Origin of the sequence: Nocardia sp. bgisy134, from assembly GCF_965341865.1 — a bacterium.
Taxonomy (GTDB): Bacteria; Actinomycetota; Actinomycetes; order Mycobacteriales; family Mycobacteriaceae; genus Nocardia.
The window spans coordinates 116877-143734 of sequence record NZ_CBDQZP010000005.1; the positions used below are offsets into that span (position 1 = coordinate 116877).

Below are 26858 nucleotides of genomic sequence, written 5' to 3' on the forward strand. Positions count from 1 at the left end.
AGGGTCATGTTGCCCGCGGTGAGCAGCAGGCTTGTGACGTCGAAGGTGAGGGTGGCCAGGTCGAACGCGTGATCGACGCGCACCTCGGCGAGCGGCACGGTGTTCAGCGCGCGGCCCTCGTAGACGCTGAAGCCGAGGTTGGTGAGGAAGGTCGGCGGCCCGTAGTCGATGGCGTGCACCAGCGGGCCGAGCTCCTCGGTGCGACGCGGCAGCGCCAGTTCGGCGACCCGGTTCTCGTTCAGGAACGACCGCACGGCGTCGGCGGCGTGCATGACGGGCCGGTCGAGCGGCAGGTCGGCGGTGTCGAGGTAGGTCCTGGTGCGTTCGACGAGCGCGGCGGTGGTGAGCTCGGCCAGCGGGGTGCAGGTGCCGTCGGCGCGCACCAGGGCGGTCCCCGGCCGCCTTCCCCCCTGACCGCGGACCGACTTCCGATACGCTGGGCTCCCGTGACCGTCGCATCGTCCCCCGGTAACTCCGCCAACCCCTCCGCACAGTTCGATCTGATCGTCGTCGGCTCCGGCTTCTTCGGGCTGACCATTGCCGAACGCGCCGCCAATATCCTGGGCAAACGCGTCCTGGTGCTAGATCGCCGCTATCACATCGGCGGCAATGCCTACTCGGAGCCGGAACCGGAAACCGGGATCGAGATCCACAAATACGGTGCGCACCTGTTCCACACCTCGAACAAGAAGGTCTGGGACTACGTCACCCAGTTCACCGAGTTCACCGGCTACCAGCACCGCGTGTTCGCGATGCACAAGGGGCAGGCCTACCAGTTCCCGATGGGCCTCGGCCTGATCTCGCAGTTCTTCGGTCGCTACTTCACCCCCGACGAGGCGCGCGCGCTGATCGCCGAGCAGGCCGCCGAGGTCGAGACCAAGGACGCGCAGAACCTCGAGGAGAAGGCCATCTCGCTGATCGGCCGCCCGCTCTACGAGGCGTTCGTCCGCGACTACACCGCCAAGCAGTGGCAGACCGATCCCAAGGAACTGCCCGCGGGCAACATCACCCGCCTTCCGGTGCGCTACAACTTCGACAACCGCTACTTCAACGACACCTTCGAGGGCCTGCCCACCCAGGGGTACACGAAGTGGCTGGAGAACATGGCCGCCTCCGAGCTCATCGAGGTCCGGCTGGACACCGACTGGTTCGCGGTGCGCGACGAGGTGCGCGCCCAGAGCCCCGACGCCCCCGTGGTCTACACCGGCCCGCTGGACCGCTACTTCGACTACAGCGAGGGCGAACTCGGCTGGCGCACCATCGACTTCGAGACCGAAGTGCTCGAATCCGGTGACTTCCAGGGCACCTCGGTGATGAACTACAACGACGCGGACGTGCCGTACACCCGCATCATCGAGCCGCGCCACTTCCACCCCGAGCGCGAGTACCCCACCGACAAGACGGTGATCATGCGCGAGTACTCCCGCTTCGCGCAGACCGGCGACGAGCCGTACTACCCGATCAACACGCCGGAGGACCGCGCCAAGCTGCTCGCCTACCGCGAGCGCGCCAAGCAGGAGACCGCCTCGGCGAAGGTGCTTTTCGGCGGCCGCCTCGGCACCTACCAGTACCTGGACATGCACATGGCCATCGGCGCCGCGCTGAGCATGTTCGACAATGTGCTGCGACCGCACCTGGAGTCGGGCGCGCCTCTCGTGGATCAGGAGGCGTAGGTGAGCCACACTCGCGAAGCCCTGCTCATCGAAGCCGACCGGGTGCGGGTGTCCCGCACGGACGCGGAAAGTGCAGAATGACCTCTTCACCGATGTTGGAAGACATGACGACCGAGACCCGCGCGAAATCGCTGCTGCAGCGCATCATCCTGCCCCGGCCGGGTGAGCCCCTCGACGTGCGCACCCTCTACCTGGAGGAATCGGCGACCAACGCCAAGCGCGCGCACGCGACCACCCGCACCTCGCTGTCCATCGGCGCGGAGTCCGAGGTCTCCTTCTGTACCTACTTCAACGCGCTGCCCGCCAGCTACTGGCGCCGCTGGAGCGTGCTGACCTCGGTGGTGCTGCGGCTGGAGCTGGCCGGACACGGCCGGGTGGACATGTACCGCTCCAAGGCCGACGGCTCGAGAATCCACGTGCAGGGCAGCGAGTTCGCGGTCGCGTCGGGCGCCGACTCGACGACGGTGGAGTTCGAGACCGACCTGGCGCCGTTCGAGGACGGCGGCTGGATCTGGTTCGACATCACCACCGACACGGCGGTCACGCTGCTCTCCGGCGGCTGGTACGCCCCGGTCGAGGCGCCGGGCGACGGCAGTATCGCGGTCGGCATGCCCACCTTCAACCGGCCCACCGACGCGGTGAAGACCCTCGGCGCCCTCGGCTCCGACCCGCTGGTGCTGGAGAAGATCAAGGCCGTCATCATCCCGGATCAGGGCACCGAGAAGGTCGTCGACGAGCCCGGTTTCGCCGAGGCCGCCGCCGTGCTCGGCGATCGCCTCGCCATCCACGACCAGCCCAACCTCGGCGGCTCCGGCGGCTACAGCCGGGTCATGTACGAGGCGCTGAAGACCACCGACGCCCAGTACATCGTCTACATGGACGACGACATCGAGATCGAGCCCGACTCGATCCTGCGCGCGCTGGCCTTCTCCCGGTTCGCCAAGTCTCCTGTGCTGGTCGGCGGGCAGATGCTCAACCTCCAGGAGCGCTCGCACCTGCACGTCATGGGCGAGGTGGTCGACCGGAGCATCTTCATGTGGACGGCGGCCCCGAACGTCGAGTACGACCACGATTTCTCCAAGTACCCGCTGCGCGACCGCGACAACTCCAAGCTGTTGCACCGGCGCATCGACGTCGACTTCAACGGCTGGTGGACCTGCGTGATCCCGCGCCAGGTCGCCGAGGAGATCGGCCAGCCGCTGCCGCTGTTCCTCAAGTGGGACGATGCCGAGTACGGCCTGCGCGCCCGCGCCGCCGGCTACCCGACCGTCACCCTGCCCGGCGCCGCGGTCTGGCACATGGCGTGGAGCGACAAGGACGACGCCATCGACTGGCAGGCGTACTTCCACCTGCGCAACCGCCTGGTGGTCGCCTCACTGCACATGCCTGGCGACGGGCGCGGCATGATCGTCAACACCGTCAAGGCCACGCTCAAGCACCTGCTCTGCCTGGAGTACTCGACGGTGGCGATCCAGAACCTCGCCATCCGCGACTTCCTCGCGGGCCCGGAGCGGCTGTTCCAGCTGCTGCCGAGCGCGCTCGGCGCGGTGCACGCGCTGCGCAAGCAGTACCCGGACGCGGTGATCCTGCCCTCCTCCACCGACCTCCCGCTGGCCAGCCACATCGGCGTCGGCGCGGTGGGCGAGCCGCCGAATCCGATCGCGAAGGTCGTCCGGCTGGTCAAGGGCGTGGTGCACAGCCTGCGCCCGGCACACACCGAACACCACGAGACCCCGCAGCTGAACGTACCGACGCTGGACGCGCGCTGGTTCCTGCTCTCGCAGGTCGACGGCGTCACCGTCACCACGGCCGACGGCCGCGGCGTCGTCTACCGCAAGCGCGACCCGCGCCAGGCCTTGGCCCTGTTCAAGGAGGCCATGCGGCTGCGCAAGGAGCTCGCGGCCCGCTTCCCCGAGATGCAGCAGCGCTACCGCGCCGCGCACCCGCGGCTCACCAGCACCGCGGCGTGGGAGAGCGCATTCGGCATCGAGCAGGACGGAACCAAGTAGTGAGTGCGGTCAACCCCAGCCTCCAGGATTCGGCCGGCAGGCCACCGGAGGTCGCGATCATCAATGCCGTGCAGGCGAGCATCGGCACCAACCCGACGGTCGTCTCGGCCGCGCGCGGCATGTCGCACTTCGGCGAGCACGCGCTCGGCTGGGTCGGCATCGCGGCCGCCGGCTGGTTGCTCGACAAGCCGCGGCGGCGGCAGTGGGCCGGGGTCGCGGTGGGCGCGGTCGGCGCGCACGCGGCCTCCATCGTGATCAAGCGCGTGGTCAGGCGCCCGCGCCCGAACGATCCGTCGGTGCAGGTCAACGTCGGGACGCCGAGCAAGCTGAGCTTCCCCTCCTCGCACGCCACCTCCACGACGGCGGCTGCGGTGTTGCTCGGCAGACTCACCGGGCTACCCTTGCCTGCGGTGCTCGTACCACCGATGTTGCTCTCCCGAGTCGTACTCGGGGTGCACTATCCCTCCGACGTGCTCGCCGGATCCGCGCTCGGTGCCGCGTCCGCCGCTGCCTTGCTAGCCGCCGAAAAGAGACTTGATAGTGACCGCACACGAAAAGGCCTTGGTTGACATGAGTGAAGAGCCGACCGGCGCCGATCTGGCCGAGGCCGTTGTCAAGGGTCCGCCGAAGACGCTGGCGGGCGGTCTTATCAAGGCTTGCCGGCCGCGTCAGTGGGTCAAGAACGTCCTCGTGCTCGCCGCCCCGCTCGCCGCGGGCTCGGTGACCGAGATCGACGTGCTCGCCCATGTCGGAGTCGCCTTCGTGGTGTTCTGCATGGCGGCCTCGGGCATCTACCTGGTCAACGACGCGCTGGACGTGGAGGCCGACCGGGCCCACCCGACCAAACGGTTCCGCCCCATCGCGGCGGGCGTCGTCCCGGTGAACCTGGCCTACGGCCTGTCCGCGGTCCTGCTGATCGGCTCGATCGTCGGCTCGTTCCTCGCGGCCTGGCAGCTGGCGGTGGTGATGGCGGTCTACATCGCCATCCAGCTGGCCTACTGCTTCGGGCTCAAGCACCAAGCGGTGCTGGACATCTGCATCGTGTCGAGCGGCTTCCTACTGCGCGCCGTCGCGGGTGGCGTGGCAGCGGACATCCCGCTCTCGCAGTGGTTCCTGCTGGTCATGGCGTTCGGTTCGCTGGTCATGGCAGCGGGCAAGCGCTACGCCGAACTGCAGATCGCGCTCGCCACCGGCGCCAAGATCCGCAAGTCGCTCGAGTACTACACGCCCACCTACCTGCGCTTCATCTGGACGCTGGCGGCCACCGCCGTCGTGGTGTTCTACGGGCTGTGGGCCTTCGAGCAGGATCGAGCAAACGACACCACCTGGTTCGCCATCTCGATGATCCCGTTTACCATCGCAATCCTGCGTTACGCGGTCGACGTCGACGGTGGCGAGGCCGGAGAACCCGAAGAGATCGCGCTGGGGGATCGCGTCCTCCAGTTCCTCGCAATCGCCTGGATCGGAGCGGTAGGTGTCGCTGTCTATCTCACCTGACGAGATGTTGGTAGAGGGAGCGGAGCGAACTGAAGACGAGGCGGAACGCCCTGCCAACGCGCAGGCGAGCTCCGCCTCGTCGTTCGACCGCCTATCCCGAGCCACGTTCGTCGGTGGGATCGCGCTCACCGCGGCGCTCTTCGCGGTCGGCGGCTGGCAGCGGCGCTGGATCGCCGACGACGGCCTGATCGTGCTGCGTACCGTGCGCAACCTGATGGCGGGCTACGGCCCGGTGTTCAACATGGACGAGCGGGTGGAGACCAACACCAGCACGGCGTGGACCTACATCGTCTGGTTCTTCAGCTGGCTGACCCAGGCGCGCCTCGAGTACGTGGTGCTCGGCATCGCGCTGACGCTCTCGGTGGCCGCGATGGTGTTCGCCATGCTCGGCACGGCCCGCCTGTGGGGCGGCACGAAGTCGGCGCTGCTGCTGCCCGCGGGCGTGCTGGTCTACATCGCGGTGCCGCCCGCCCGCGACTACGCCACCTCCGGTCTGGAGAGCGGCCTCGTCATCTGCTGGCTCGGCGCGCTGTGGTGGTTGATGCTGCGCTGGGCGCAGGCCGAGCGGGTGCGGCTCGCCGGGCTGTTCGGCCTGGTGTTCTTCGCCGGACTGGCTCCGCTGATCCGGCCGGAGATGACGCTGGTCGGCGCGCTGGCGCTGCTGATGATCTTCTTCGCGCCGCTGCCCGAGACCCGGTTCCGCCCGATCGTGCTGCGCGCGGGCATCGTCGCCGTGGCGGGCCTGGTGCCGCTGGGCTACCAGATCTGGCGAATGGGCTACTACGGCCTGCCCTACCCGAACACCGCTGTCGCGAAGGACGCGGGCGGGGCGAAGTGGAGCCAGGGCTTCACCTATCTCTGGGACCTGGTAGGCCCGTACTTCCTGTGGATTCCGCTGCTCGTGCTGTTGATCGTCGGCGTCGTCGCGGCGCGCGCGACGGATGCGCCGCCGGCGAGCGGTGCGTCGGCCGCGGCGCAGGGGCGGCTGAGCCGGTTCAGCGCGTGGCTGCGCTCGCCCGCCGCGGTGGTCACCCTGGTGCTGGTCAGCGGGTTCCTGCTGACCGTCTACGCGCTGCGGGTCGGCGGCGACTTCATGCACGGGCGGATGCTGCTTCCGCAGCTGTTCCTGCTGCTGCTTCCGGTCGCGGTGATCCCGTTGCGGCTGCCCGAGGGCGGGCTCAGCGCGGTGAACTGGTCGTTCGCGGTGATCCTGATCGCCTGGCTCGGCACGCTCGGCTGGGCGCTGTTCGCCTCAGGCACCACGGCCATCAAGACAGGCACCAAGATCAGCGCGTCCGGCATCGTCGACGAGCGCGTCTACTACGTGCTCAACACCGGCCACGACCACCCGATCCGGGCCTCGGACTATCTCGACTATCCGCGCATCCGGGCCATGGTGAACAACATCCAGGAGACGCCGAACGGCGGCCTGCTGCTGAACTCGCCGTCCTTCATGTTCTGGTACATCGCGCCGCCGCCGCAGCCCATCCCCGACGGCGGGACCGGGCACACGGTGTACTTCCTGAATCTCGGCATGACCAGCATGAACGTCCCGCTCGACGTGCGCGTCATCGACCAGATGGGCCTGGCCTATCCGCTGGCCGCGCACACCGAGCGCCTGGTGGACGGCCGCATCGGCCACGACAAGAGCCTGTACCCGGACTGGGTCGTCGTGGACGCGGGCATGGTCGACAGGAAGCCGTGGATGCCCTGGTACCTGGACGAGAAGTGGGTCACCCAGGCTCGCACGGCGATGTCCTGCCCGGAGACCCAGGCGCTGCTGGTGTCCTCGCGCGATCCGCTGACGTTCGAGCGCTTCCGGCACAACCTGCGCAACGCGCTGTCGTTCGCCAAGTACCGGATCGATCGGGTGCCGAAGTACGAGATCGAGCGCTGTGGGCTGGTCGATCCTTTCCCGCAGCCACCGAACTGAGCTCGCGAGTCACACCGCGCTGGGGAGTCACACCGATCTCTAGAGCCACACTGGGCCCACGGATGACCGTGGGCCCAGTGCTTTCTGGTCAAGTTCTCATCAACGTGGCGTACAACGCTCTATCTCTTTTTGATAACGCCCTGGCATCGATGGCGGGTTAGGCTCATCCGGTACGCCCGCCGGGGTGTCCACTCGTCGTGGACGAAGACCGGCGGTCTCCGTCGAGTCGCGGCCCTCTTCGGTCGCATATACAGGGAAAGGCCGAATACAAGATGCGAGGCGTGATCGGGCGCAACACGCGGGCTGGTCGCCCGCGTGCTCGAAGAGCCGGTGGATGGCTCAAGAAGTCGGTATTGGTCTCGATGGCCATCGTGCTACCGCTCGGGGCGTCGGTGGCAGGTGGGGGCGCCACCGCATCCGCGGCGTTCAACCCGGAAGGATTCGACTTCTGGGTCGACTCCAGCATGGGCCCCATCAAGTCGCGCATCTTCCGCGCGGCCGACGGCAACACCAATCGCGTGGTGTACGCGCTGGACGGTATGCGCGCCCGCGGTGACCTGAACGGCTGGGAGATCGACACCGAGGTCGCCCGCGAGCTCAGCAAGTGGAACATCAACGTGGTCATGCCGGTCGGCGGCCCGTCGAGTTTCTACGCGGACTGGAACGCGCCGAGCACCTTCCTCGGCATCCCGACCGGCTCGGGCCCCACCGGCTCGTCCGCGGGCTCCTCGATGACCGGTTCGTCCGGCTGGAACGAGACCCTCGGCAAGGTCAACACCTACAAGTGGGAGACCTTCCTGACCGAGAACCTGCGCTGGGCCCTGCGCGACCGGCTCGGTTTCAGCCCGAACCGCAACGGTGTGTTCGGTCTGTCGATGGGCGGCAGCGCCGCGTTGACGTTGTCGGCCTACCACCCGGATCAGTTCAGCTTCGCCGGTTCCTACTCCGGCTACCTGAACGTCTCCGCACCCGGCATGCGCGAGGCGCTGCGCGCGGCGATGCTGAGCGCCGGTGGTTACAACATCGACGCGATGGCGCCGCCGTGGGGCCCGCAGTGGCTGCGGATGGACCCGTTCGTGTTCGCGCCGCAGCTCAAGGCCAACAACACCCGCCTGTGGATCGCCGCGGGTAGCGGCCTGCCCGCCGCGGGTGACGTGAACACGCCGCTGGACGTCGTCCAAGGCGTGCCGCTCGAAGCGCTGGCGCTGGTGAACACCAGGGCGTTCCAGGTACGGATGGCGACACTGGGCGCAAGCAATGTGACCTACAGCTTCCCGCCCGTCGGCATCCACAACTGGCGCAACTGGGAGTCCGAGGTCTACCGGATGATTCCGGACCTCTCGGCCAACATCGGCTGATTCGACGTTCGACCCGAAGCCGCCCGGCGCCACCGCGCCGGGCGGTTTTTTTCGTGCGCCGAGCGGGCCGCAAGCGGGGTCGACAACGAATCGGCAGCGGGGAAATCACGAATCCTTGTGGCTTGTATCACTTTCCAGCAACATAGAAGCATCCGTTGTCGATTGATACACAGAGAGCATGCACAGAGGTCGAAGCATCCGTTTTCAGCGCGGACGGGTGATCTTGGTGCCTGATGAGGGGGCCGGTCGAGTTGCTTGCTGTTTGCCCTCGTCCGGTCGTCGAGGGAAAGGTCTAGTCGAATGCGTAATGTCCGCTGGAAACGCGCCCGTAGAACGTCGTCCGGATCGTGGACGCGGAAGTGGGCACTCGGAATCGCGGTCGCGATGTTGGCGCCCCTGGGGGTTTCCGTAGCGGGCACCGGGGCGACGGCCTCGGCGGCCTTCGATCCGGCGGCCTTCGACTTCTGGGTCGATTCGGGCATGGGCCCGATCAAGTCCCGCGTCGTGCGCGCCGCGGACGGCAACACCAACCGGGTGGTCTACATCCTCGACGGTATGCGGGCTCCCGAGAGCCTCAACGGCTGGGAGATCGAGACCGGCGTCCCCGCGCTCCTGGCCAGCTGGAACATCAATGTCGTGATGCCGGTCGGCGGCATGTCCAGCTTCTACGCGGACTGGAACGCGCCGAGCGAATTCCTCGGCATCCCCGCGGGTTCCGGCTCCAGCTCCGGCTCCGGCGCGATGAACGCGCTCGCGGGCGGTCCCGGTAAGAGCTACCGCTACCAGTGGGAAACCTTCCTGACCCAGAACCTGCGCTCGGCGCTGCGCGACCGGCTCGGCTTCAATCCGAACCGCAACGGTGTGTTCGGTCTGTCGATGGGCGGCAGCGCCGCGCTGACCCTGGCGGCTTACCACCCGGATCAGTTCAGCTTCGCCGGTTCCTTCTCCGGGTACCTGAACAACTCCGCCCCCGGCATGCGCGAGGCGATCCGCGTGGCCATGCTCGACGCTGGCGGCTACAACGTGGACTCGATGGCGCCGCCGTGGGGCCCGCAGTGGCTGCGGATGGACCCGTTCGTGTTCGCGCCCAACCTGATTCGCAACGGCACCCGCCTGTGGGTGGCGGCGGCCAGCGGCCTGCCCTCGGCCACCGATTCGCCGAGCTTCAACACCCTCAACGGCATGGGGCTCGAGGCGCTCGCGCTGGTCAACACCCGGGCCTTCCAGGCGCGCATGGCGACGCTCGGTGGCGGCAACGCCGTCTACTCCTTCCCGGCGTACGGCATTCACGCCTGGAACAACTGGGCCGAAGAGGCGAACCGCATGCTTCCCGACCTGTCCGCGAACATCGGCTGAGCGCTACGCAGAGGACCGCTCGGAGCCACCTGGCTCCGGGCGGTCCTTTTGTTTTCCGCGTTGGCTGAGCGGTCGCCAGCGGATGAACGTCTACCGACTCCCGCACCCGTAAGCGTCCCCTGCGGGGGCGAACGGGCCGATGTCCGGTTTTGGTCACGATCCGATATCGCAGCGCGTCTCGGGGGCCTCTGCTTCGAATACCCGCATATAGAAGAGCAGTACCGCCGAAACCTGCGCTCCTCCGGTTCTCGGCGCCGAGTGGCGATCCTCATGCACGACGGTTGCGGTCAACGGTGACCGCGCGGGCGAAAGGTCTGGTCGATGCGAGTTGACGCGATGAGTGAATGCAGTGAGCGAATCATGTACCGGCGGGCCGCGCGCATGCTGGAGCCGAGCGTCAGCGAGGCGCAGGCATGAGCGGTGCGGTTGCCGGGGTACGGACTTCACAACGGTGGTTACGGCGCTCGGTCGCCGGTCTGGCACTCGCCCTCGCGGTGCCGTTCGGCGCGGCCAGCGCGGGGCTGAGCGCCCCGGCCGCGGCGAGTTTCGATCCGGCGGGCTTCGATTTCTGGGTCGACTCCAGCATGGGCCCGATCAAGAACCGGATCTTCCGCGCCGCCGACGGCAACACCCAGCGCGTCGTCTACGCGCTGGACGGGTTGCGCGCCCGCAACGACCTGAGCGGCTGGGAGATCGACACCGACATCTCCCGCGTCCTCACGCAGTGGAACATCAACGTGGTGATGCCGATCGGCGGCCAGTCCAGTTTCTATTCGGACTGGATCGCGCCGAGCAACACCAACGGCCAGGCGATCACCTACGCCTGGGAAACGTTCCTCACCGAGAATCTGCGCTGGGCGCTGCGCGACCGGCTCGGTTTCAACCCGAACGGCAACGGCGTCTTCGGTCTGTCCATGGGCGGCAGCGCCGCGCTCGCCTTGGCCGCCTATCACCCCGACCAATTCCGTTACGCGGGTTCGTATTCCGGATATCTGAACATTTCGGCGCCCGGCATGCGCGAGGCATTGCGGCTGGCGCTCCTCGACGCGGGCGGTTTCAACATCGACGCCATGTGGGGGCCGCCGTGGGATCCGCGCTGGCTGCGCCACGACCCGTTCATGTTCGCACAACTGTTGCGGCAGCACGGAACTCGGCTCTGGATCTCGGCGGGAAGCGGCATGAGCGGCCCGCGTGACGTGATCAATGCTCCGATCGACCTGTATCACCTCAACAACGCCAGGGCGCTGGAGACGCTCGCGCTGGCCAACACCCGCGCTTTCCAGTCCAAGATGGACAGCCTGGGCGGTGCGAACGTGATCTACAACTACCCGGAGATCGGCGTGCACAGCTGGCCTTACTGGAACGATCAGGTGCTCGCGATGTTGCCCGATATGAGCGCGCATATTGGATGACGTAACAAATGCGACGTCGGGGGGCGACCCCCGACGGTCGCCACCGCCGCTCCGGTGCATGCCCCGGTACCGCGTGCGCCGGGCGGGCGGCGGGCTCTCGGCGAGCGGCAGCGCCGCGCTGTCGCTCGCCGCGCCGCATCGCGGTCGGTTCGAGTTCGCCGGATCGTTCTCGGGTGTGCTCGATCTCTCGAGGCCCGGCGTGCGCGAAGCGATGCGCCCGGCAATGCTGCCGGATCGCACGCCGTACGGCGGCGTTCTGTCGGCCCATTTCCGCCCGCGCGGGTAATCCTTCGGTGACGGACGATATCGATCACTTCTGGATTACGTAACAAAATCGACGGTCGGGGACGACATCACTGCTGGAACGCGGTAGGGTCACCGCACGATCACAGATTGTGCGCGGGCGGATTTCGGCCACCCGGCCGACCGCAGCCTTGCTAAGGATTCGGACGTCGAATATCCTCCTGCGAGCGCAAGTGTGACCAGATCGTTGTAGCGCCGTCGATTGATGCCGGAATGTCGGGAACCGGCATGGGTGTGACGCGCGTCGTTGGCAGCACGGGTGTCGTCTCGCCGGATCGGCATGGCGACACCGCAACAGCAGAAAGTGAGCAGGATTCATGCGTTTCGGCAGGGCCGCCGCGCCGAGTGTCAAGTCGGGTCGGCAAGGCGCACCTCGTGGTTGGCGTCATCGAATTCTGGGTGTCGGTGCGGCTGCACTGGCGCTTCCGATCGCCGCCGGATTGGCTTCCCCGACCGTCGCCACCGCGGCTCCCGTGCACGCGCCGGTGCTGCGCGCGCCCGCGGGTGGCTACGAAGAGCTGATGGTCCCGTCCCAGATGGGTCCGATCAAGGTCCAGGTGCAGTGGGCATCGCGCGGCGGCAACGCGGCGCTGTACATGCTCGACGGCCTGCGCGCTCGTGACGACCGCAATGCCTGGTCGTTCGAGACGAACGCGATGGACCAGTTCAAGAACGACAACATCACCCTGGTGATGCCGGTCGGCGGCCAGTCGAGCTTCTACACCGACTGGTACGCGCCCAGCAACACCAACGGTCAGAAGACCACCTACAAGTGGGAAAGCTTCCTGACCAACGAGCTGCCGAACTTCCTCGCGGGCTACGGCGTCTCCAAGAACAACAACGCGGTCATCGGCCTGTCCATGGGCGGTAGCGCCGCGCTGGCCCTGGCCGCCTACCACCGCGACCAGTTCAAGTTCGCCGGCTCCTACTCCGGCTACCTGAACATCTCGGCGCCGGGCATGCGCGAGGCGATCCGCATCGCGATGCTGGACGCGGGCCGCTACAACGTCGACTCGATGGCCGCGCCGTGGAGCCCGCAGTGGCTGCGGATGGACCCGTTCGTGTTCGCGCCGCAGCTGAAGGGCCTGCCGATGTACATCTCGGCGGCGTCGGGTCTGCCCGGTCAGTTCGACCGGCCGAACTCGCCGGTCGGCCTGTTCAACACCGGTAACGCGATGGCGCTCGAGGCCCTGTCGCTGGTCAACACCCGCGCGTTCCAGGTTCGCCTCGGCTCGCTCGGCATCCCGGCCTTCTTCGACTTCCCGGCCGCGGGTACCCACTCGTGGAAGTACTGGGAGGGCCAGCTGTGGAACTCCCGCAAGGGCATCCTGGACGCCACCGGCGCCTGGTGATCTCCGCGCACTGAACAACGGCACGGCGCCGCCGCTTCCTCGTGGAAGCGGCGGCGCCGTCGTTTTCGCCGGGCCGCCCGACACGCCGTAAGGCAACCGGAGAAATCAGACACCCCGGTTTGCTACGGGCGCGTCTACCGGGAACTGGGGGTTTGCCGGAGTAGAAACACCTCTCGTGGCTGAAGTTGCGTGTGGTAAATGGGGGAAGGCACGTCGTCGCGGCGGACGCACGACGCGCGGCCGATTCGCCCTGCTCGCCACCGCCCTGGTGCTACCACTCGCCGCCGGAACCACCCCGCTGACCGCGCCCGCCGCGGCCCAGCCCGCGACCGTGCCCGCCGCGGCCTCGGTGCAGAACGTGATCTGGCTCGGTGACCGCCGGGTGGCGCTGTGGGTGAACTCGCCGTCCATGGGCGCGCCGGTGCAGGTGCAGCTGCTGCTGGCCAGGGAATGGAACGCTCGGCCGGACGCCAGGTTCCCCGTGCTGTTCATGCTCGACGGCCTGCGCGCCACCGAGGACGAGAGCGGCTGGACCAAGGACGCGGGCGCCGTCGACTTCTTCACCGACAAGAACGTCACGGTGGTGCTGCCGATCGGCGGCCAGTCCAGCTTCTACTCCGACTGGCTGCAGCCGGACAACGGCAGGAACTACAAGTGGGAGACGTTCCTGACCAAGGAGCTGCCGCCGCTGCTGGAGAGCCAGTGGCGAGCCACGGATGTGCGTGGCATGCAAGGTCTTTCGATGGGCGGCACGGCGGCGATGTTCCTCGCCGGGCGCAATCCGGGTTTCGCCAAATACGCCGCCTCGTACTCGGGCTTCCTCACCACGACCACGCTCGGCATGCCACAGGCCATCGAGTACGCCATGCGCGACGCGGGCGGTTTCGACTCGGCCGCGATGTGGGGCCCGCCGACCAGCCAGGAGTGGCAGAACCACGACCCGTACACGCTGGCCGACCGGTTGAAGGGCATCAGCCTCTACGTCTCCAGCGGCAGCGGCACGACCGGGCCGTTCGATCAGGCCGCGGGCATCATCCCCGGCGTGAGCACCAACTACGCGGGTATGGGCCTGGAGGTCCTGTCCCGGCTCACCTCGGAGAACTTCGTCGCCAAGCTGGCCCAGCTGTCCATTCCGGCGCAGGTCAACTACCGCGCCTCGGGTACCCACACGTGGCCGTACTGGGATTTCGAGATGCGCCAGTCCTGGACGCAGGCGGCGTCCGCGCTCGGGGTGGAAGCGAGCAAGCCCGCGTGCGCGCCCGCGGAACCGATCGGCGCCGCGCTGGCCGCGAACGGCTGGCTGGGCGAGTGCCTCACCGCGGAGTACCAGGTGCCGGGTGGCGTCGCGCAGGAGTTCCGCGGTGGCCGCATGTTCTTCTCGCCGGAGACCGGGGCACACGCGGTCGCGGGCATGATCGGCGGCGGTTACCAGGCCGCGCACGGACCCGCGGGCCCGCTCGGGCTGCCGACCGGCGCCGAACGCGCGCTGCCCGACGGCCGCGGACGGTTCCAGCCGTTCCAGCACGGCTCGCTGTATTGGACGCCACAGACCGGCGCCCAAGTGGTGCGCGGCGCGATCCTCGACGAATGGGGCAGACAGGGCTTCGAGCGCGGACCGGCGGGCTATCCGACCGCGCCCGAGGTCAAGACGCCGAACAAGGACGGCGCGGTGCAGGCGTTCGAAGCCGGCCCGTTCTACTACAGCGCCAAGACCGGCGTGCACCGAGTGCAGGGCCTGATCCTCGCCAAGTACGCCGAGCTGGGTTACGAGAACAGCTGGCTGGGTTTCCCTGCGGAAGAGGAACTTCCGCTGAAGGATCTCGGTCGCTACAGCCGATTCGAGGGCGGCAACGTCTACTGGAGTCCGCTCTCCGGCGCGTGGGCGGTGCGCAACGGACCCGTGCTGGACGCCTGGCAAGGCGTCGGCTTCGAGCACGGCAAACTCGGCTATCCGATCAGCGACGAATTCGCGATTCCCGGCGGGGTGCGGCAGAACTTCCAAGTCGGGTTCATCACGGTGCGTGATGGCAAATCGGAGGTTCACGGCCTTTGATTCCGACCGGTCTGTCGGGTGACTGACGGCGGCTGGCCGGTCGTTGCCATTACCCTGGGGGCGACCGATCCCCCTTGCCGACAGATCGAGGACAGAAATTCATGCATCGGACCCGTGGAAAGGTACTGGGCGTTGCCGTGGCGATCGCCGCTACCGGCCTGCTCGCCGCTTGCGGTGACAACGACTCGACCGCGACGAGCACGCCGAGGCTGACGCCGACCACGACTGCGTCGCAGCCTGCCGCCGCGACGACCAGTCCCGCCGAGGGCAGCCACGAGGGCCACCAGAGCACGCCGGCCCCCGCCCCCGAGCAGGCACCGCCGCCCGCCGACACCGCCGCGCCGGAGCGCCCGCAGCCGGTGCCGACCAACGAGGTGCCGCCCGCGGACACCTCCAACCTCACCGAAAAGGACCGCAAGTTTCTCGACGCGCTGAAGGCGCAGGGCGTGACACCGTCCAGCCCGGACATCGCGCTGAGCATCGGCAGCTATGTCTGCCAGGGTGTCGCCGCGGGCGCTTCCGAGGCTGATCTGACCACGTTCGTCAATGCCATGGCCGGTTCCGATCCGTCCTTCGACCCGGCCAAGATGTCGGTGGAGCAGGCCGGGCAGATCTACATCCAGACGGCCAAGCAGAACTACTGCCAGTGAGTGCGCGTCGCGGTTCGAGACCCCGCCGGATAGGGCCGGCGGGGTGCCTGGTGTTACTCGCGGTCATCGCGTTGATCGTCGTCGTGGTGATCCTGCTGTGGTTCCTGCTGGCCGGACGGCTGCGGGTGCCGAAACCGGGACCCGAGCCGCCGACGCCGCCCACGTCACAGCCCGCCACCTGTCCGGACGTGCAGATGATCTCGGTGCCGGGCACGTGGGAGTCGAACAGCACGGACGACCCGCACAACCCGGCGGCCAATCCGCTGTCGCTGATGCTCAACATCTCCGGTCCGGTGCAGCAGCAGTTCCCCGCCGAGCGGGTCGACGTCTACACCGTGCCGTACGTGGCGCAGTTCTCGAACCCGGTGGCGATCCCGCCGGACGGCCAGCAGTCCTACAACAACAGCCGCTCCGAGGGCGCCCAGCGGATGGTCGACGCGATGACCGAGCGGGCCCGTGAATGCCCCTTGACCACCTACGTGATCGCCGGGTTCTCGCAGGGTGCGGTGATCGCGGGCGATATCGCCGCGCAGATCGGGGCGGGCAAGGGTCCGGTTCCGGCCGATCGGGTGCTCGGCGTCACGCTGATCGCCGACGGTCGCCGCGTCGCCGGCGCCGAACCCGGTGGGGCCATCCCGGTCGGTACGCCGCCGCCCGGCGTCGGCGCCGAGGTCGCGCTGGCGGGCCTGAAGGTACCGGGCATCACGATGACTGGTCCGCGGGGCGGTTTCGGCGCGCTCGCCGACCGCACATACACCATCTGCGCCCCAGGCGATTTGATCTGTGATTCACCGCAGCAAGCGCTGAATCCGGTGAACTGGATTCCCAGTGTGGTCACGCTGGTGCGCGCGGTCGGGAATCCGGTGCACGCTCTCTACAACGGATTCGTGGTGGACGGAAACGGCACCACGGCGACGCAGTGGACGGCGGGCTGGGCGAGCGGTCTGATCGAGGGAGCCCCTCGACCGCCGCATTCGTGAGATGGCACAAACCACGCGGACGCAGGCGTGTGTTCGGCCAGTCCGTGCCGCCGCAAACGCACGGGAGTTCGTCGGTACGTTGTAAAGTGCGCTGATGATCGCGACTACCCCCCAGTATCGGGGGCGGGATTCGCGCCGCATTTCCTTACAGCCAGGAGCATGAGTTCATGACACAAGCCGCCGCCACGGCCGGTGAGCTGACCGCATTGGGCACCCCGTTGCGTCCTTTTCGCTTCGCGGCTGCGGGCGAGGGGAACAAGCAAGAGGGCGGAGCCCGCAAGTTCGTTCAGACGGCGCAGCAGGCCGAGGAGTACGGCTACGACACCTTCGTCGTGCCGGATCACCTCGGTGACCAGATCGGTCCGATCGCCGCGCTCGGCGCACTGACCCAGGCCACCGAGAAGATCCGCCTCGGAACCTCGGTGCTCGCCAACGGTTTCCGGCACCCCGTGGTGCTCGCCAAGGATCTGGCCACCATCGACGTGCTGTCGAAGGGCCGTCTCGAGGTGGGCCTCGGCGCGGGCTGGAAGCAGGACGAGTACCAGGCCGCGGGCTTGGTCTACGACTCCCCGGGCGTGCGTCTCGCCAAGCTCGACGAGGCGCTGACCATTCTGGATGTGCTGCTGCGCGGTCAGGAATGCACCTTCGAGGGCAAGTACTACCAGGTCAACGGCATCAAGGGCACCCCGCGTCCGCGGCAGGGCCCGCGCCCGCCGATCTGCACCGGCGGCGGCGGACCGAAGATGCTGCGCCTGGCCGCCAAGCACGCCGACATCATCTCCGTCGTTCCGGTCACCACCAAGAACGGCAAGGGTCTGCTCTCCGGCATCACCATGGAGAAGACCATCGAGAAGGTGAATCTGATCAAGGAGGCCGCGGGCGAGCGGTTCGATCAGATCGAGCTGAACTGGGCCATCACCGCGATCGTCATCACCGACGATCGGGAGAAGACCGCCGAGATGGCGCTCTCGGCCATCGAGCGCGGTCTGCACCCCGATCTCGAGGTGGACACCAAGCTCTCGGTCGAGGACATTCTGAATTCGCCTTACGTGGCGATCGGAACGTTCGAGGAGATCGCCGAACAGATCCGTCGTGTGCGACAACTCACTTCGATGTCGTATGTCGGGGTGTTCCCCACCCAGATGGACGCGTTCGCACCGGTTATCCCCCTGCTGCGGGACGAGTGACCCGGTCTTCTCTGTAACATGACTCTGGTTTGAGAACATTTAGCCGATAGCGGTCACCGCGCAGACCGCGTGAAAATCTGCAGGTTCGGCTCTAAGACGAAGAGCACCCGCGGGCGAAAGCGAGTCGGGGCCTCACAGGTAGGTGACGGGCGGCGGTGCCGCCGTCTTGCTGCGTGTGCCTCGGAGGAGAAGAAGGAATGGACGAGACTTTCGACGACTACCTGGACGAGACCGGGAACATCCGTATTCCCGAGGATCACACCCTGGTCGATCACGTCGAGAAGCACACCCGCAACGACGCGAACACGCTCGCGTACCGCTACATCGACTACTCGCGGGAACGCGATGGTGAGGTACACGAGCTGACGTGGCAGCAATTCGGTGTCCGGCTGCGCGCGGTGGCCGCCCGACTGCAGCAGGTGACCAAGCGGGGCGACCGTGTCGCGATCCTGGCTCCGCAGGGCCTCGACTACGTGGTCTCCTTCTTCGCCGCCATCTACGCGGGCACCATCTCGGTGCCGCTGTTCGACCCGGACGAGCCCGGCCACACCGACCGCCTGCACGCCGTGCTCGGCGACTGTGAGCCCTCCGCCATCCTGACCGCGAGCTCCTCCGCGGCCGGGGTGCGTCAGTTCTTCCGCGCGCTACCCGCCGCGCAGCGCCCGCGCATCATCGCCGTCGACGCGATCCCCGACAGCGTCGGCGAGACCTGGGTGCGCCCGGACATCAAGATCGACGACATCGCCTACCTGCAGTACACCTCGGGCTCGACCCGGGTACCGGCCGGCGTGGAGATCACCCACCGCGCCGTCGGCACCAACCTGCTGCAGATGGTCCACTCCATCAATCTGGACTGGAACTCGCGCGGCGTCACCTGGCTGCCGCTGTTCCACGACATGGGCCTGCTGACGGTGATCCTGCCCGCGGTGGGCGGCAAGTACATCACCATCATGTCGCCGAGCGCGTTCGTGCGCCGCCCGTACCGCTGGATCAAGGAACTGGCCGCGGTCTCCGACGGCGCCGGAACCTTCGCCGCCGCACCGAACTTCGCCTTCGAGCACGCCGCGGCGCGCGGTCTGCCGAAGCCGGGCGAGTCGCTGGATCTGTCGAACGTCATCGGCCTGATCAACGGCAGCGAGCCGGTCACCACCTCCTCGATGCGGAAGTTCAACGAGGCCTTCGCGCCGTTCGGCCTGCCCAAGACCGCCATCAAGCCCTGCTACGGCATGGCCGAGGCGACCCTGTTCGTCTCGGCGACCAAGGCCGAGGACGAGGCCAAGGTCGTCTACGTGGACCGCAACGAGCTCAATGCCGGCCGGATGGTGAAGGTCGAGCAGGACGCCGAGGCCGCCATCGCGCAGGTGTCCTGCGGTTACGTGGCCCGGTCGCAGTGGGCCGTGATCGTGGACCCGGAGACCGTCGAGAACGACGGCGGCGGCCACGAGCTGCCCGACGGCCGGGTCGGCGAGATCTGGCTGCACGGCAACAACATGGGCATCGGCTACTGGGGCAGGCCCGAGGAAACCGCGAAGACCTTCCAGAACAAGATCACCGAGCCGCTCGTCGAGGGCAGCCACACCGAGGGCGCCGAGTCCGACGCGCACTGGATGCGCACCGGCGACTACGGCGTGTACTTCGAGGGCGAGCTGTACATCACCGGCCGCGTGAAGGACCTGGTGATCGTGGACGGCCGCAACCACTACCCGCAGGACCTCGAGTACTCGGCGCAGGAAGCCAGCAAGGCGCTGCGCCCCGGCTTCGTCGCCGCGTTCGCGGTGCCCGCCAACCAGCTGCCCGCCGAGGTCTTCGAGCAGGGCAGCCACTCGGGCCTGAAGTCCTTCGACGCCGACGACGCCTCCGAGCAGCTCGTCATCGTCGGCGAGCGCGGGCCTGGCGCGGGCAAGGCCGATCCGCTGCCGATCGCCGACGCGGTGCGCGCGGCGGTCTCGCAGCGCCACGGCGTCACCGTGCGCGACGTGCTGCTGGTGCCCGCGGGCTCGATCCCGCGCACCTCCAGCGGCAAGATCGCCCGGCGCGCCTGCAAGACTGCTTATCTGGAGGGAACCTTGCGGGGCGGTTACACCCAGCAGGCTTTCCCCGATGCACCGGAAGAGTAATTGCCCAGGGTGAGTTAGAGGCCGATCATCGACGCTCGGCGCGGATCTCATCCACGCCGAGCGTCAATCCACGGCGCGCCCGGTACGCAGACAGGTAGCTTGAGGAATTGATGGCTGACAACGAGGGCACGCCCACCCAGACGACCGAAACCGCGTCCGCCGCCACGGAAGGCACGGCCGCGCCCGCCACCGCCGACATGTCGGTGAACGAACTGCGAGAGTGGTTGCGCCGCTGGGTCGCCGACGCGACCGGCCAGCCGATCGAGCAGATCACGGTGGATCGGCCGATGGAGGAATTCGGGCTCGCCTCGCGCGACGCCCTCGCCCTCGGCGGCGACATCGAGGAACTCACCGGTGTGGTGCTCACGGCGACCGTCGTCTACCAGCACCCGACCATCGCGTCGCTGGCCGAGGTCATCGTCAACGGTGAGCCCGAGGCGCCCGAGGAGTCGGCCGACGACTCTTTCTACACCGCCGGCTACACCCCCGGCGAGGCGCACGACATCGCGATCGTCGGTCTGTCCACCAGGCTGCCCGGCGCGGGCGACACCCCGGAGTCGACCTGGGAGTTCCTGATCAATCGCGGCGACGCGATCCGGGAGCTGCCGGAAGGTCGCTGGGAAGAGTTCACCGCCGACCCGAACATGAAGCAGATCGTCGAGGGGAGCAACACCCTCGGCGGCTACCTGGATCAGGACGTGGTCAAGGGCTTCGACGCGGAGTTCTTCGCGATGTCGCCGATCGAGGTCGAGCGGGTCGACCCGCAGCAGCGCCTGATGATGGAGCTCACCTGGGAGGCGCTCGAGCACGCCAGGATTCCGGCCAGCGAGCTCAAGGGCGAGTCGGTCGGCATGTTCGTCGGCTCGTCCACCCAGGACTTCCAGTTGATCGCCGCGCTCGGTCTCGGCGATCGTGACCCGAACCTGCCCATCTCGGCGGAGGCCTACGCGCTGCTCGGCGCGTCGACGGGCATCATCGCCAACCGCGTCTCTTACTTCTTCGACTTCCGCGGCCCCTCGGTCACCGTCGACACGGCGTGCTCGTCCACGATCGTCGCCGTGCACCAGGCTGTGCGCGCGCTGCGCGACGGCGACGCCGACCTGGCGCTGGCCGGTGGCGTGAACATGATCCTGGCTCCGGTGGCCACGCTCGGCTTCGAGAAGAACGGCGCGATCGCCGCGAACGGCCGGATCAAGGCTTTCTCCGCCGACGCCGACGGCTTCGTCCGCTCCGAGGGCGCCGGCCTCGTGGTGCTCAAGCGCGTGGCCGACGCCGAACGGGACGGCGACAAGATCTACGCGGTCATCAAGGGTTCCGCGGTGAACAACGACGGCCGTTCCAACGGTCTGTTCGCGCCGAACCCGGACGCCCAGGCCGACGTGCTGCGCGCCGCCTACCGCGACGCGGGCATCAAGCCCTCCACCGTCGACTACATCGAGGCGCACGGCACCGGCACCCTGATCGGCGACCCGATCGAGGCGGACGCGCTCGGCCGGGTGGTCGGCCGCGGCCGCGACGCCGACAAGCCCGCGCTGCTCGGTTCGGCCAAGACCAACTTCGGCCACCTCGAGTCCGGCGCGGGCGTGCCCGCCCTGGCGAAGGTGGTGATGGCGTTCCAGCACAACGTCATTCCGCCGAACCTCAACTACGCGGGCCCGAACCCGTACATCCCGTTCGAGCAGGCGCACCTGAAGGTGGTCGACGCGCCGACCGAGTTCCCGCGCTACAGCGGCGTCGCCACCGTCGGCATCTCCGGCTTCGGTTTCGGCGGCACCAACGCGCACGTCGTGCTTCAGGAATACGTGGCGGCCGCTGCCGCGCCCGCACTTCAGGAGGACGTGGCGGCCGCTGCCGCGCCCGCTGAGGCTGCGTCCTCCGAGCTTTCTGCTGAGCAGAACCTGGACGACGAGACCACCGACGTGGTCGCGGAGGCCACCGAGATCGTCGCCGAGGCCGGGGCGGAAGCCGCGGAGGCGCCCGCCGAGTGGTCGACGGACCGCGAAGAGCCGCTGCCGGTGATCCTCGCGGTGTCCGGCTACCTGCCCTCCCGGCGCAAGCGCGCCGCCGCCGTGCTGGCCGACTGGCTGGAGTCCGGCGCGGGTCGCGACGTCCCGCTCGCCGACGTGGCCCGTTCGCTGGCCAAGCGCAGCCACTGGCGTTCGCGCGGCGTCGTGCTCGCCAAGACGCACGAGGAGGCGATCGCCGGTCTGCGCGCCATCGCCGCGGGCAAGCCGGGTACCGGCGTGTTCACCGCCGACGCTCCCGCCGCGCAGGGCCCGGTCTGGGTGCTCGCCGGTTTCGGCGCGCAGCACCGCAAGATGGGCAAGCAGCTCTACCTGGAGAACGCGATCTTCCGCGCCACCGTCGACGAGGTCGACGAGCTGGTGCAGGACGAGGCCGGTTACTCGGTGCGCGAGCTGATCCTGGACGACGCCCAGGACTACAACGTCGGCACCTCGCAGGTCGGCATCTTCACCATCCAGATCGGTCTCGCCGCGCTGCTGCGCGCGCACGGCGCCGAGCCCACCGCCGTCGTCGGCCACTCGATGGGTGAGGTCGCGGGCGCGTACATCGCGGGCGGCCTCGCGCTCGAGGACGCGGTGCGGGTGATCTGCGCCCGTTCGCGCCTGATGGGCGAGGGCGAGGCGATGATCACCGACGCTGACGTGCGCAACATGGCGCTCGTCGAACTGAGCGCCGCGGACATCGAGGCCATGCTGCCGGAGTACCCGGACGTGGAGGTCGCGGTGTACGCCGCGCCGACCAACACGGTGATCGGCGGCCCGACCGACCAGGTGCAGGCGATCGTCGCCAAGGTCGAGGAGGCGGGCAAGTTCGCCCGCGTGCTCCAGACCCGCGGCGCGGGCCACACCTCGCAGATGGATCCGCTGCTCGGCGAGCTGGCCGCGGAACTGGCGGGCATCGAGCCGACCCGCATGAAGGCGGGCCTGTACTCGACGGTGAACAAGGAGCAGTTCTACCGTCCCGGCCACGACCCGATCCACGACGAGGACTACTGGGTCAAGAACATGCGCCACAGCGTGTACTTCACCAACGCGGTGAAGCTCGCGGTGGACTCCGGGCACACCACGTTCCTGGAGCTCGCGCCCAATTCCGTTGCGCTGATGCAGGTTCTCGGCACCACCTTCGCGGCCGGGCTGCACGACGCGCAGCTCATCCCGACGCTCAAGCGCAAGGAAGACGAGCCTGCGGGCGTGATCTCCGCGCTGGCCCAGCTCTACGTGCACGGCCACGCCGTCGACCTGTCCTCGCTGCTGCCCGCGGGCGAGTACGCCGATGTGCCGCGAACGGTGTTCGTGCGCAAGGAGTTCTGGCCGCAGAGCCGGATGTCCAGCGGCAGCGGCAACACCAGGGTTCCCGGTGCGCACGTCGCGCTGCCGGACGGCCGCCACGTCTGGGAGGTGCAGGCGGGCGTCGTCACCGATCTGGCCGCGCTGGTGAATTCCGCCGCGGCGCAGGTGCTCAGCGATGTCGCGGTGGGTGCTTCGATCACCCACGCCGCGCTGCCCGCCGCCGGAACGCTGACCACCACGCTGACCCCGCACCTCGGCGGCGCGTCGGCGCAGGTACACGCCAAGGAGGGCAACGCCTTCCGCCTGCTGTTCGAGGCCGTTGTCACCTCCGGCGCCGCGCTGCCGGAAACCGCTGTGGCGCAACCGGTCACCGAGACCGCTGTGGCGACCGTGGCGGAGGCCGAGGTCGTGGAGACCTTCGGCGACCGCTGGGATCCCCACGGCAGCCAGACCATCGAGGATCGGCTGGCGATCATCGTCGCCGAGTCCATGGGCTACGCCGTCGAGGACCTGCCGATGGAGATCCCGCTCATGGAGCTGGGTCTGGACTCGCTGATGGCCATGCGCATCAAGAACCGCGTCGAGTACGAATTCGACATCCCGCAGTTGCAGATCCAGGCCGTGCGCGACGCCAACCTCAACGAGGTCGGCAAGGTGCTGCGCTACGCCATCGAGCACCGCGACGAGGTGCAGGCCATCGCCGACAAGCAGGCCGCGGGTGAGGAGATCGCCGTCGACGGCAATGTTCTCGCGGCGGCGCGTTCGGCGCTGGAGTCGGGCGTTGACCCGGCCGCGGCGGTGAAGGCCGCGGGCGCGCCGGTGCCCGGGCTGGACGCCGAGAACACCACGGTCCAGGCCGAGGCGGAGAAGATCGTCGCCGAAGCCGAATCGGCCGCCGCGGCGCCGCAGGCCGCTCCTGCCGCCGCGGCGCAGCAGGCGACCCCGGCCGTCGCTCCTGCCGAGGCGGCCGCGGTGTTCGGCGGCCAGACGGAGAGCTCCGCCGCCGACGACGATGTGCCGCCGCGCGACGCCGCCGAGCGGTTGACCTTCGCCAGCTGGGCGGTCGTCACCGGCAAGTCGGCGGGCGGCATCTTCAACACCCTGCCGATCCTGGAGGAAGAGGTCGCCGAGAAGCTGGCGGCTCGCCTCACCGAGCGGGTCGGTGCCGAGGTCACCCTCGACGACGTGCTCGACTGCGAGACGATCGAACAGCTGGCCGACGTGGTGCGCCAGCTCCAGGACAGCGGCGCCGACGTGGACGGTTTCGTCCGGCCGCTGCGTGCGCGCGCCGAGGGGTCGAACGCGGTGCCGGTCTTCGTGTTCCACCCCGCCGGTGGCAACACCCTGGTGTACGAGCCGCTGCTCAAGCGGCTGCCCGCCGACACGCCGATGTACGGCTTCGAGCGAGTCGACGGCTCCATCGAGGAGCGGGCCCGCCAGTACCTGCCCGAGCTGCGCAAGTTGCAGGGCAACGGACCGTACGTGCTGTACGGCTGGTCGCTTGGCGCGGTCCTGGCGCTGCAGGTCGCGCAGCTGCTGCGGGCCGAGGGCGCGGACGTGCGGCTGGTCGGCCTGATCGACCTGGCGATCCCGGTCCAGAACGAGGACAACAGCCCCGCCGAGCGGGTGCGCCGGATCGAGCGTTTCCAGGTCTTCGCCAGGAAGACCTACAACGTCCCCGGCGAGCTGGATCGCGGGCAGATCGAAGAACTGGCCGCCGCCAGTGACGAAGAGCAGTACAAGATGATCACCGACCTCATCAAGATGAGCGGTGCGAAGATTCCGGGCGGCGTACTCGAACACCAGCGCACCTCCTGGATCGAACAGCGGGCGCTGCAACAGATCCAGCCGAGTCGCTACGACGGCGACGTCGTGCTCTACCTCGCCGATCGCTACCACGACGGCGCCATCGAGCTGGAGCCCCGCTACGCGGACCGGCGCCCGAACGGCGGCTGGGACGAGTACATCGAGAGCCTCGAGATCGTGCACATTCCCGGTGATCATTTGCAGATCGTCGACGAGCCGCGGATCGGCAGGATCGGTACCGACCTGACCGCGAAGCTCGGGGAAATCGAGGCGAAAGGCGCATAGTGAGCACTACTGCCGAAAAACTCGCCGACCTGCGTAAACGTCTCGAACTGGCGCAGGAACCGGCGGGGGAAGCGGGAGTCGCGAAGCGGGCCAAGAAAGGTATTCCCAGCGCCCGCGACCGGATCAACATGCTGATCGATCCGGGAACCTTCGTGGAACTCGGCGCGCTGGTGCGCAAGCCGGGTGATCCCGCCGCGCTGTACGGCGACGGCGTCGTCACCGGACACGGCCTGGTGGACGGTAGACCGGTGGCGGTGTTCTCCCACGACCAGACCGTGTACGGCGGGTCGGTCGGCGAGATGTTCGGCCGCAAGGTCGCCTACATCCTGGAGTACGCCGCCAAGGTCGGCTGCCCGGTCGTCGGCATCAACGACTCCGGCGGCGCGCGCGTCCAGGAGGCCGTCACCTCGCTGGCCTGGTACGCGGAACTCGGTCGGCGCCAGGAGCCGCTGTCCGGCCTGGTGCCGCAGATCTCGATGATCCTCGGCAAGTGCGCGGGCGGCGCGGTGTACGCCCCGATCAACACCGATGTGGTGGTGGCGACCGAAGAGGCGTACATGTTCGTCACCGGACCGAAGGTGATCCGCGAGGTCACCGGCGAGGACGTGAGCCTCGAGGAGCTGGGCGGCGCGCAGAGCCAGGCCGAGTACGGCAACATCCATCACGTCGCCAAGGACGAGACGGCCGCGTTCCAGTGGGTGCGCGAGTACCTCGGCTTCCTGCCGACGAGCTGCCAGGAGCTGGCCCCGATCGTGAATCCCGGCCTGGAGCCGGAGCCCACCGACACCGATCGCGAGCTGGACTCGCTCGTGCCGGACTCCGACAACGCGGGCTACGACATGCACGAGATCCTGCTGCGCATCTTCGACGACGGCGATTTTCACGAGGTCGGCGCGAGCGCGGGGCGCAATATCATCACCGGCTTCGCCCGGGTGGACGGCCGCAGCGTCGGCGTCGTCGCCAATCAGCCGATGGTGTACGCCGGTGCGCTCGACGCCCGCGCCTCGGACAAGGCGGCGCACTTCGTCCGGCTCTGCGACGCCTTCGAGCTCCCGCTCGTCTTCGTGGTCGACACGCCCGGGTTCCTGCCCGGCGTGGAGCAGGAGAAGATCGGCGTCATCAAGCGCGGCGGACGCTTCCTGTTCTCCTTCGTGGAGGCGACCGTGCCCAAGGTCACGGTGGTGATTCGCAAGTCCTATGGCGGCGGCTACGCGGTGATGGGCTCCAAGCAGCTCGGCGCCGACGTGAACCTGGCCTGGCCGACGGCCCGCATCGCGGTGATGGGCGCGGAGAGCGCCGTGAGCCTGATCGGGGCGAAACAGATCGAGGCCGCGCCGGAGGCGCAGCGCGCCGCGGTGCGCAAGCAGATGATCGACTTCTACAACGCGACCGTGGCGACGCCGTGGGTGGCCGCCGAGCGCGGATACATCGATGCCGTCATCGAGCCGTCCAGCACCCGGCTGGAGCTACGCAGGGCGTTGCATCTGCTGCGGGACAAGCAGCTCGCGCGCAACCCGCGCAAGCACCATCTGCTGCCGCTGTAATTCGTGGTGAACTGGAATCGGGCCGTACT

Annotated in this window: 17 protein-coding genes; all 17 read left to right on the forward strand. The window is 68.3% G+C overall.

What is annotated here, in order from left to right; genetic code table 11:
- The first annotated feature begins 446 nt into the window (after window positions 1-446).
- The 17 genes from glf (at window position 447) to ACRWNM_RS11495 (ending at window position 26829) form a co-directional block, all read left to right on the forward strand.
- The gene (gene glf, locus ACRWNM_RS11415; RefSeq protein ID WP_431966393.1) at window positions 447-1673 is read left to right on the forward strand and encodes a UDP-galactopyranose mutase; all 1227 of its coding nucleotides are present in this window, start codon (window positions 447-449) and stop codon (window positions 1671-1673) included.
- Window positions 1674-1750: 77 nt separating this feature from the next.
- Entirely contained in the window at window positions 1751-3682 is a 1932-nt protein-coding gene (locus ACRWNM_RS11420) for a glycosyltransferase (protein WP_431966395.1), read from the forward strand.
- A 56-nt stretch (window positions 3683-3738) separates the two neighbouring features.
- Window positions 3739-4251: a phosphatase PAP2 family protein gene (locus tag ACRWNM_RS11425; protein ID WP_431966777.1), complete on the forward strand. Its 513-nt coding sequence runs from the start codon at window positions 3739-3741 to the stop codon at window positions 4249-4251.
- A gap of 1 nt (window position 4252) precedes the next feature.
- The gene (locus tag ACRWNM_RS11430; protein ID WP_431966397.1) at window positions 4253-5179 is read left to right on the forward strand and encodes a decaprenyl-phosphate phosphoribosyltransferase; all 927 of its coding nucleotides are present in this window, start codon (window positions 4253-4255) and stop codon (window positions 5177-5179) included.
- A 4-nt stretch (window positions 5180-5183) separates the two neighbouring features.
- The gene (gene zomB / locus ACRWNM_RS11435; protein ID WP_431966399.1) at window positions 5184-7112 is read left to right on the forward strand and encodes a flagellar motor control protein ZomB; all 1929 of its coding nucleotides are present in this window, start codon (window positions 5184-5186) and stop codon (window positions 7110-7112) included.
- A 272-nt stretch (window positions 7113-7384) separates the two neighbouring features.
- Window positions 7385-8470: an alpha/beta hydrolase gene (locus ACRWNM_RS11440; RefSeq protein WP_431966401.1), complete on the forward strand. Its 1086-nt coding sequence runs from the start codon at window positions 7385-7387 to the stop codon at window positions 8468-8470.
- 300 nt (window positions 8471-8770) lie between these two features.
- Window positions 8771-9826 carry an alpha/beta hydrolase gene (locus ACRWNM_RS11445; RefSeq protein ID WP_431966403.1) on the forward strand — a complete coding sequence of 352 codons (1056 nt, stop codon included), beginning with the start codon at window positions 8771-8773 and terminating at the stop codon, window positions 9824-9826.
- A gap of 413 nt (window positions 9827-10239) precedes the next feature.
- Window positions 10240-11238: an alpha/beta hydrolase gene (locus tag ACRWNM_RS11450; RefSeq protein ID WP_431966405.1), complete on the forward strand. Its 999-nt coding sequence runs from the start codon at window positions 10240-10242 to the stop codon at window positions 11236-11238.
- Between the two features lie 58 nt (window positions 11239-11296).
- On the forward strand, window positions 11297-11524 hold the full coding sequence (locus ACRWNM_RS11455; RefSeq protein WP_431966407.1) for an alpha/beta hydrolase-fold protein: 228 nt from the start codon (window positions 11297-11299) through the stop codon (window positions 11522-11524).
- Window positions 11525-11858: 334 nt separating this feature from the next.
- Window positions 11859-12893 (forward strand): alpha/beta hydrolase, encoded by a 1035-nt coding sequence (locus ACRWNM_RS11460; RefSeq protein WP_431966409.1) that lies wholly within the window; start codon window positions 11859-11861, stop codon window positions 12891-12893.
- Between the two features lie 175 nt (window positions 12894-13068).
- On the forward strand, window positions 13069-14946 hold the full coding sequence (locus tag ACRWNM_RS11465) for an alpha/beta hydrolase-fold protein (RefSeq protein WP_431966411.1): 1878 nt from the start codon (window positions 13069-13071) through the stop codon (window positions 14944-14946).
- A 101-nt stretch (window positions 14947-15047) separates the two neighbouring features.
- Entirely contained in the window at window positions 15048-15596 is a 549-nt protein-coding gene (locus tag ACRWNM_RS11470; protein WP_431966413.1) for a DUF732 domain-containing protein, read from the forward strand.
- The gene (locus tag ACRWNM_RS11475) at window positions 15593-16576 is read left to right on the forward strand and encodes a cutinase family protein (RefSeq protein ID WP_431966415.1); all 984 of its coding nucleotides are present in this window, start codon (window positions 15593-15595) and stop codon (window positions 16574-16576) included. Before ACRWNM_RS11470 ends, ACRWNM_RS11475 begins: the two co-directional genes overlap by 4 nt.
- A 167-nt stretch (window positions 16577-16743) precedes the next feature.
- Complete coding sequence (locus tag ACRWNM_RS11480; RefSeq protein ID WP_431966417.1) at window positions 16744-17763, forward strand: LLM class F420-dependent oxidoreductase; 1020 nt, start codon at window positions 16744-16746, stop codon at window positions 17761-17763.
- Between the two features lie 197 nt (window positions 17764-17960).
- Complete coding sequence (gene fadD32 / locus ACRWNM_RS11485; protein ID WP_431966419.1) at window positions 17961-19880, forward strand: long-chain-fatty-acid--AMP ligase FadD32; 1920 nt, start codon at window positions 17961-17963, stop codon at window positions 19878-19880.
- A 110-nt stretch (window positions 19881-19990) separates the two neighbouring features.
- Window positions 19991-25285: a polyketide synthase Pks13 gene (gene pks13, locus ACRWNM_RS11490; protein ID WP_431966421.1), complete on the forward strand. Its 5295-nt coding sequence runs from the start codon at window positions 19991-19993 to the stop codon at window positions 25283-25285.
- Window positions 25282-26829, forward strand: a complete 1548-nt coding sequence (locus ACRWNM_RS11495; protein ID WP_431966779.1) for an acyl-CoA carboxylase subunit beta — start codon at window positions 25282-25284, stop codon at window positions 26827-26829. The genes pks13 and ACRWNM_RS11495 overlap by 4 nt, the downstream gene beginning before the upstream one ends.
- The last annotated feature ends 29 nt before the right edge of the window (window positions 26830-26858 follow it).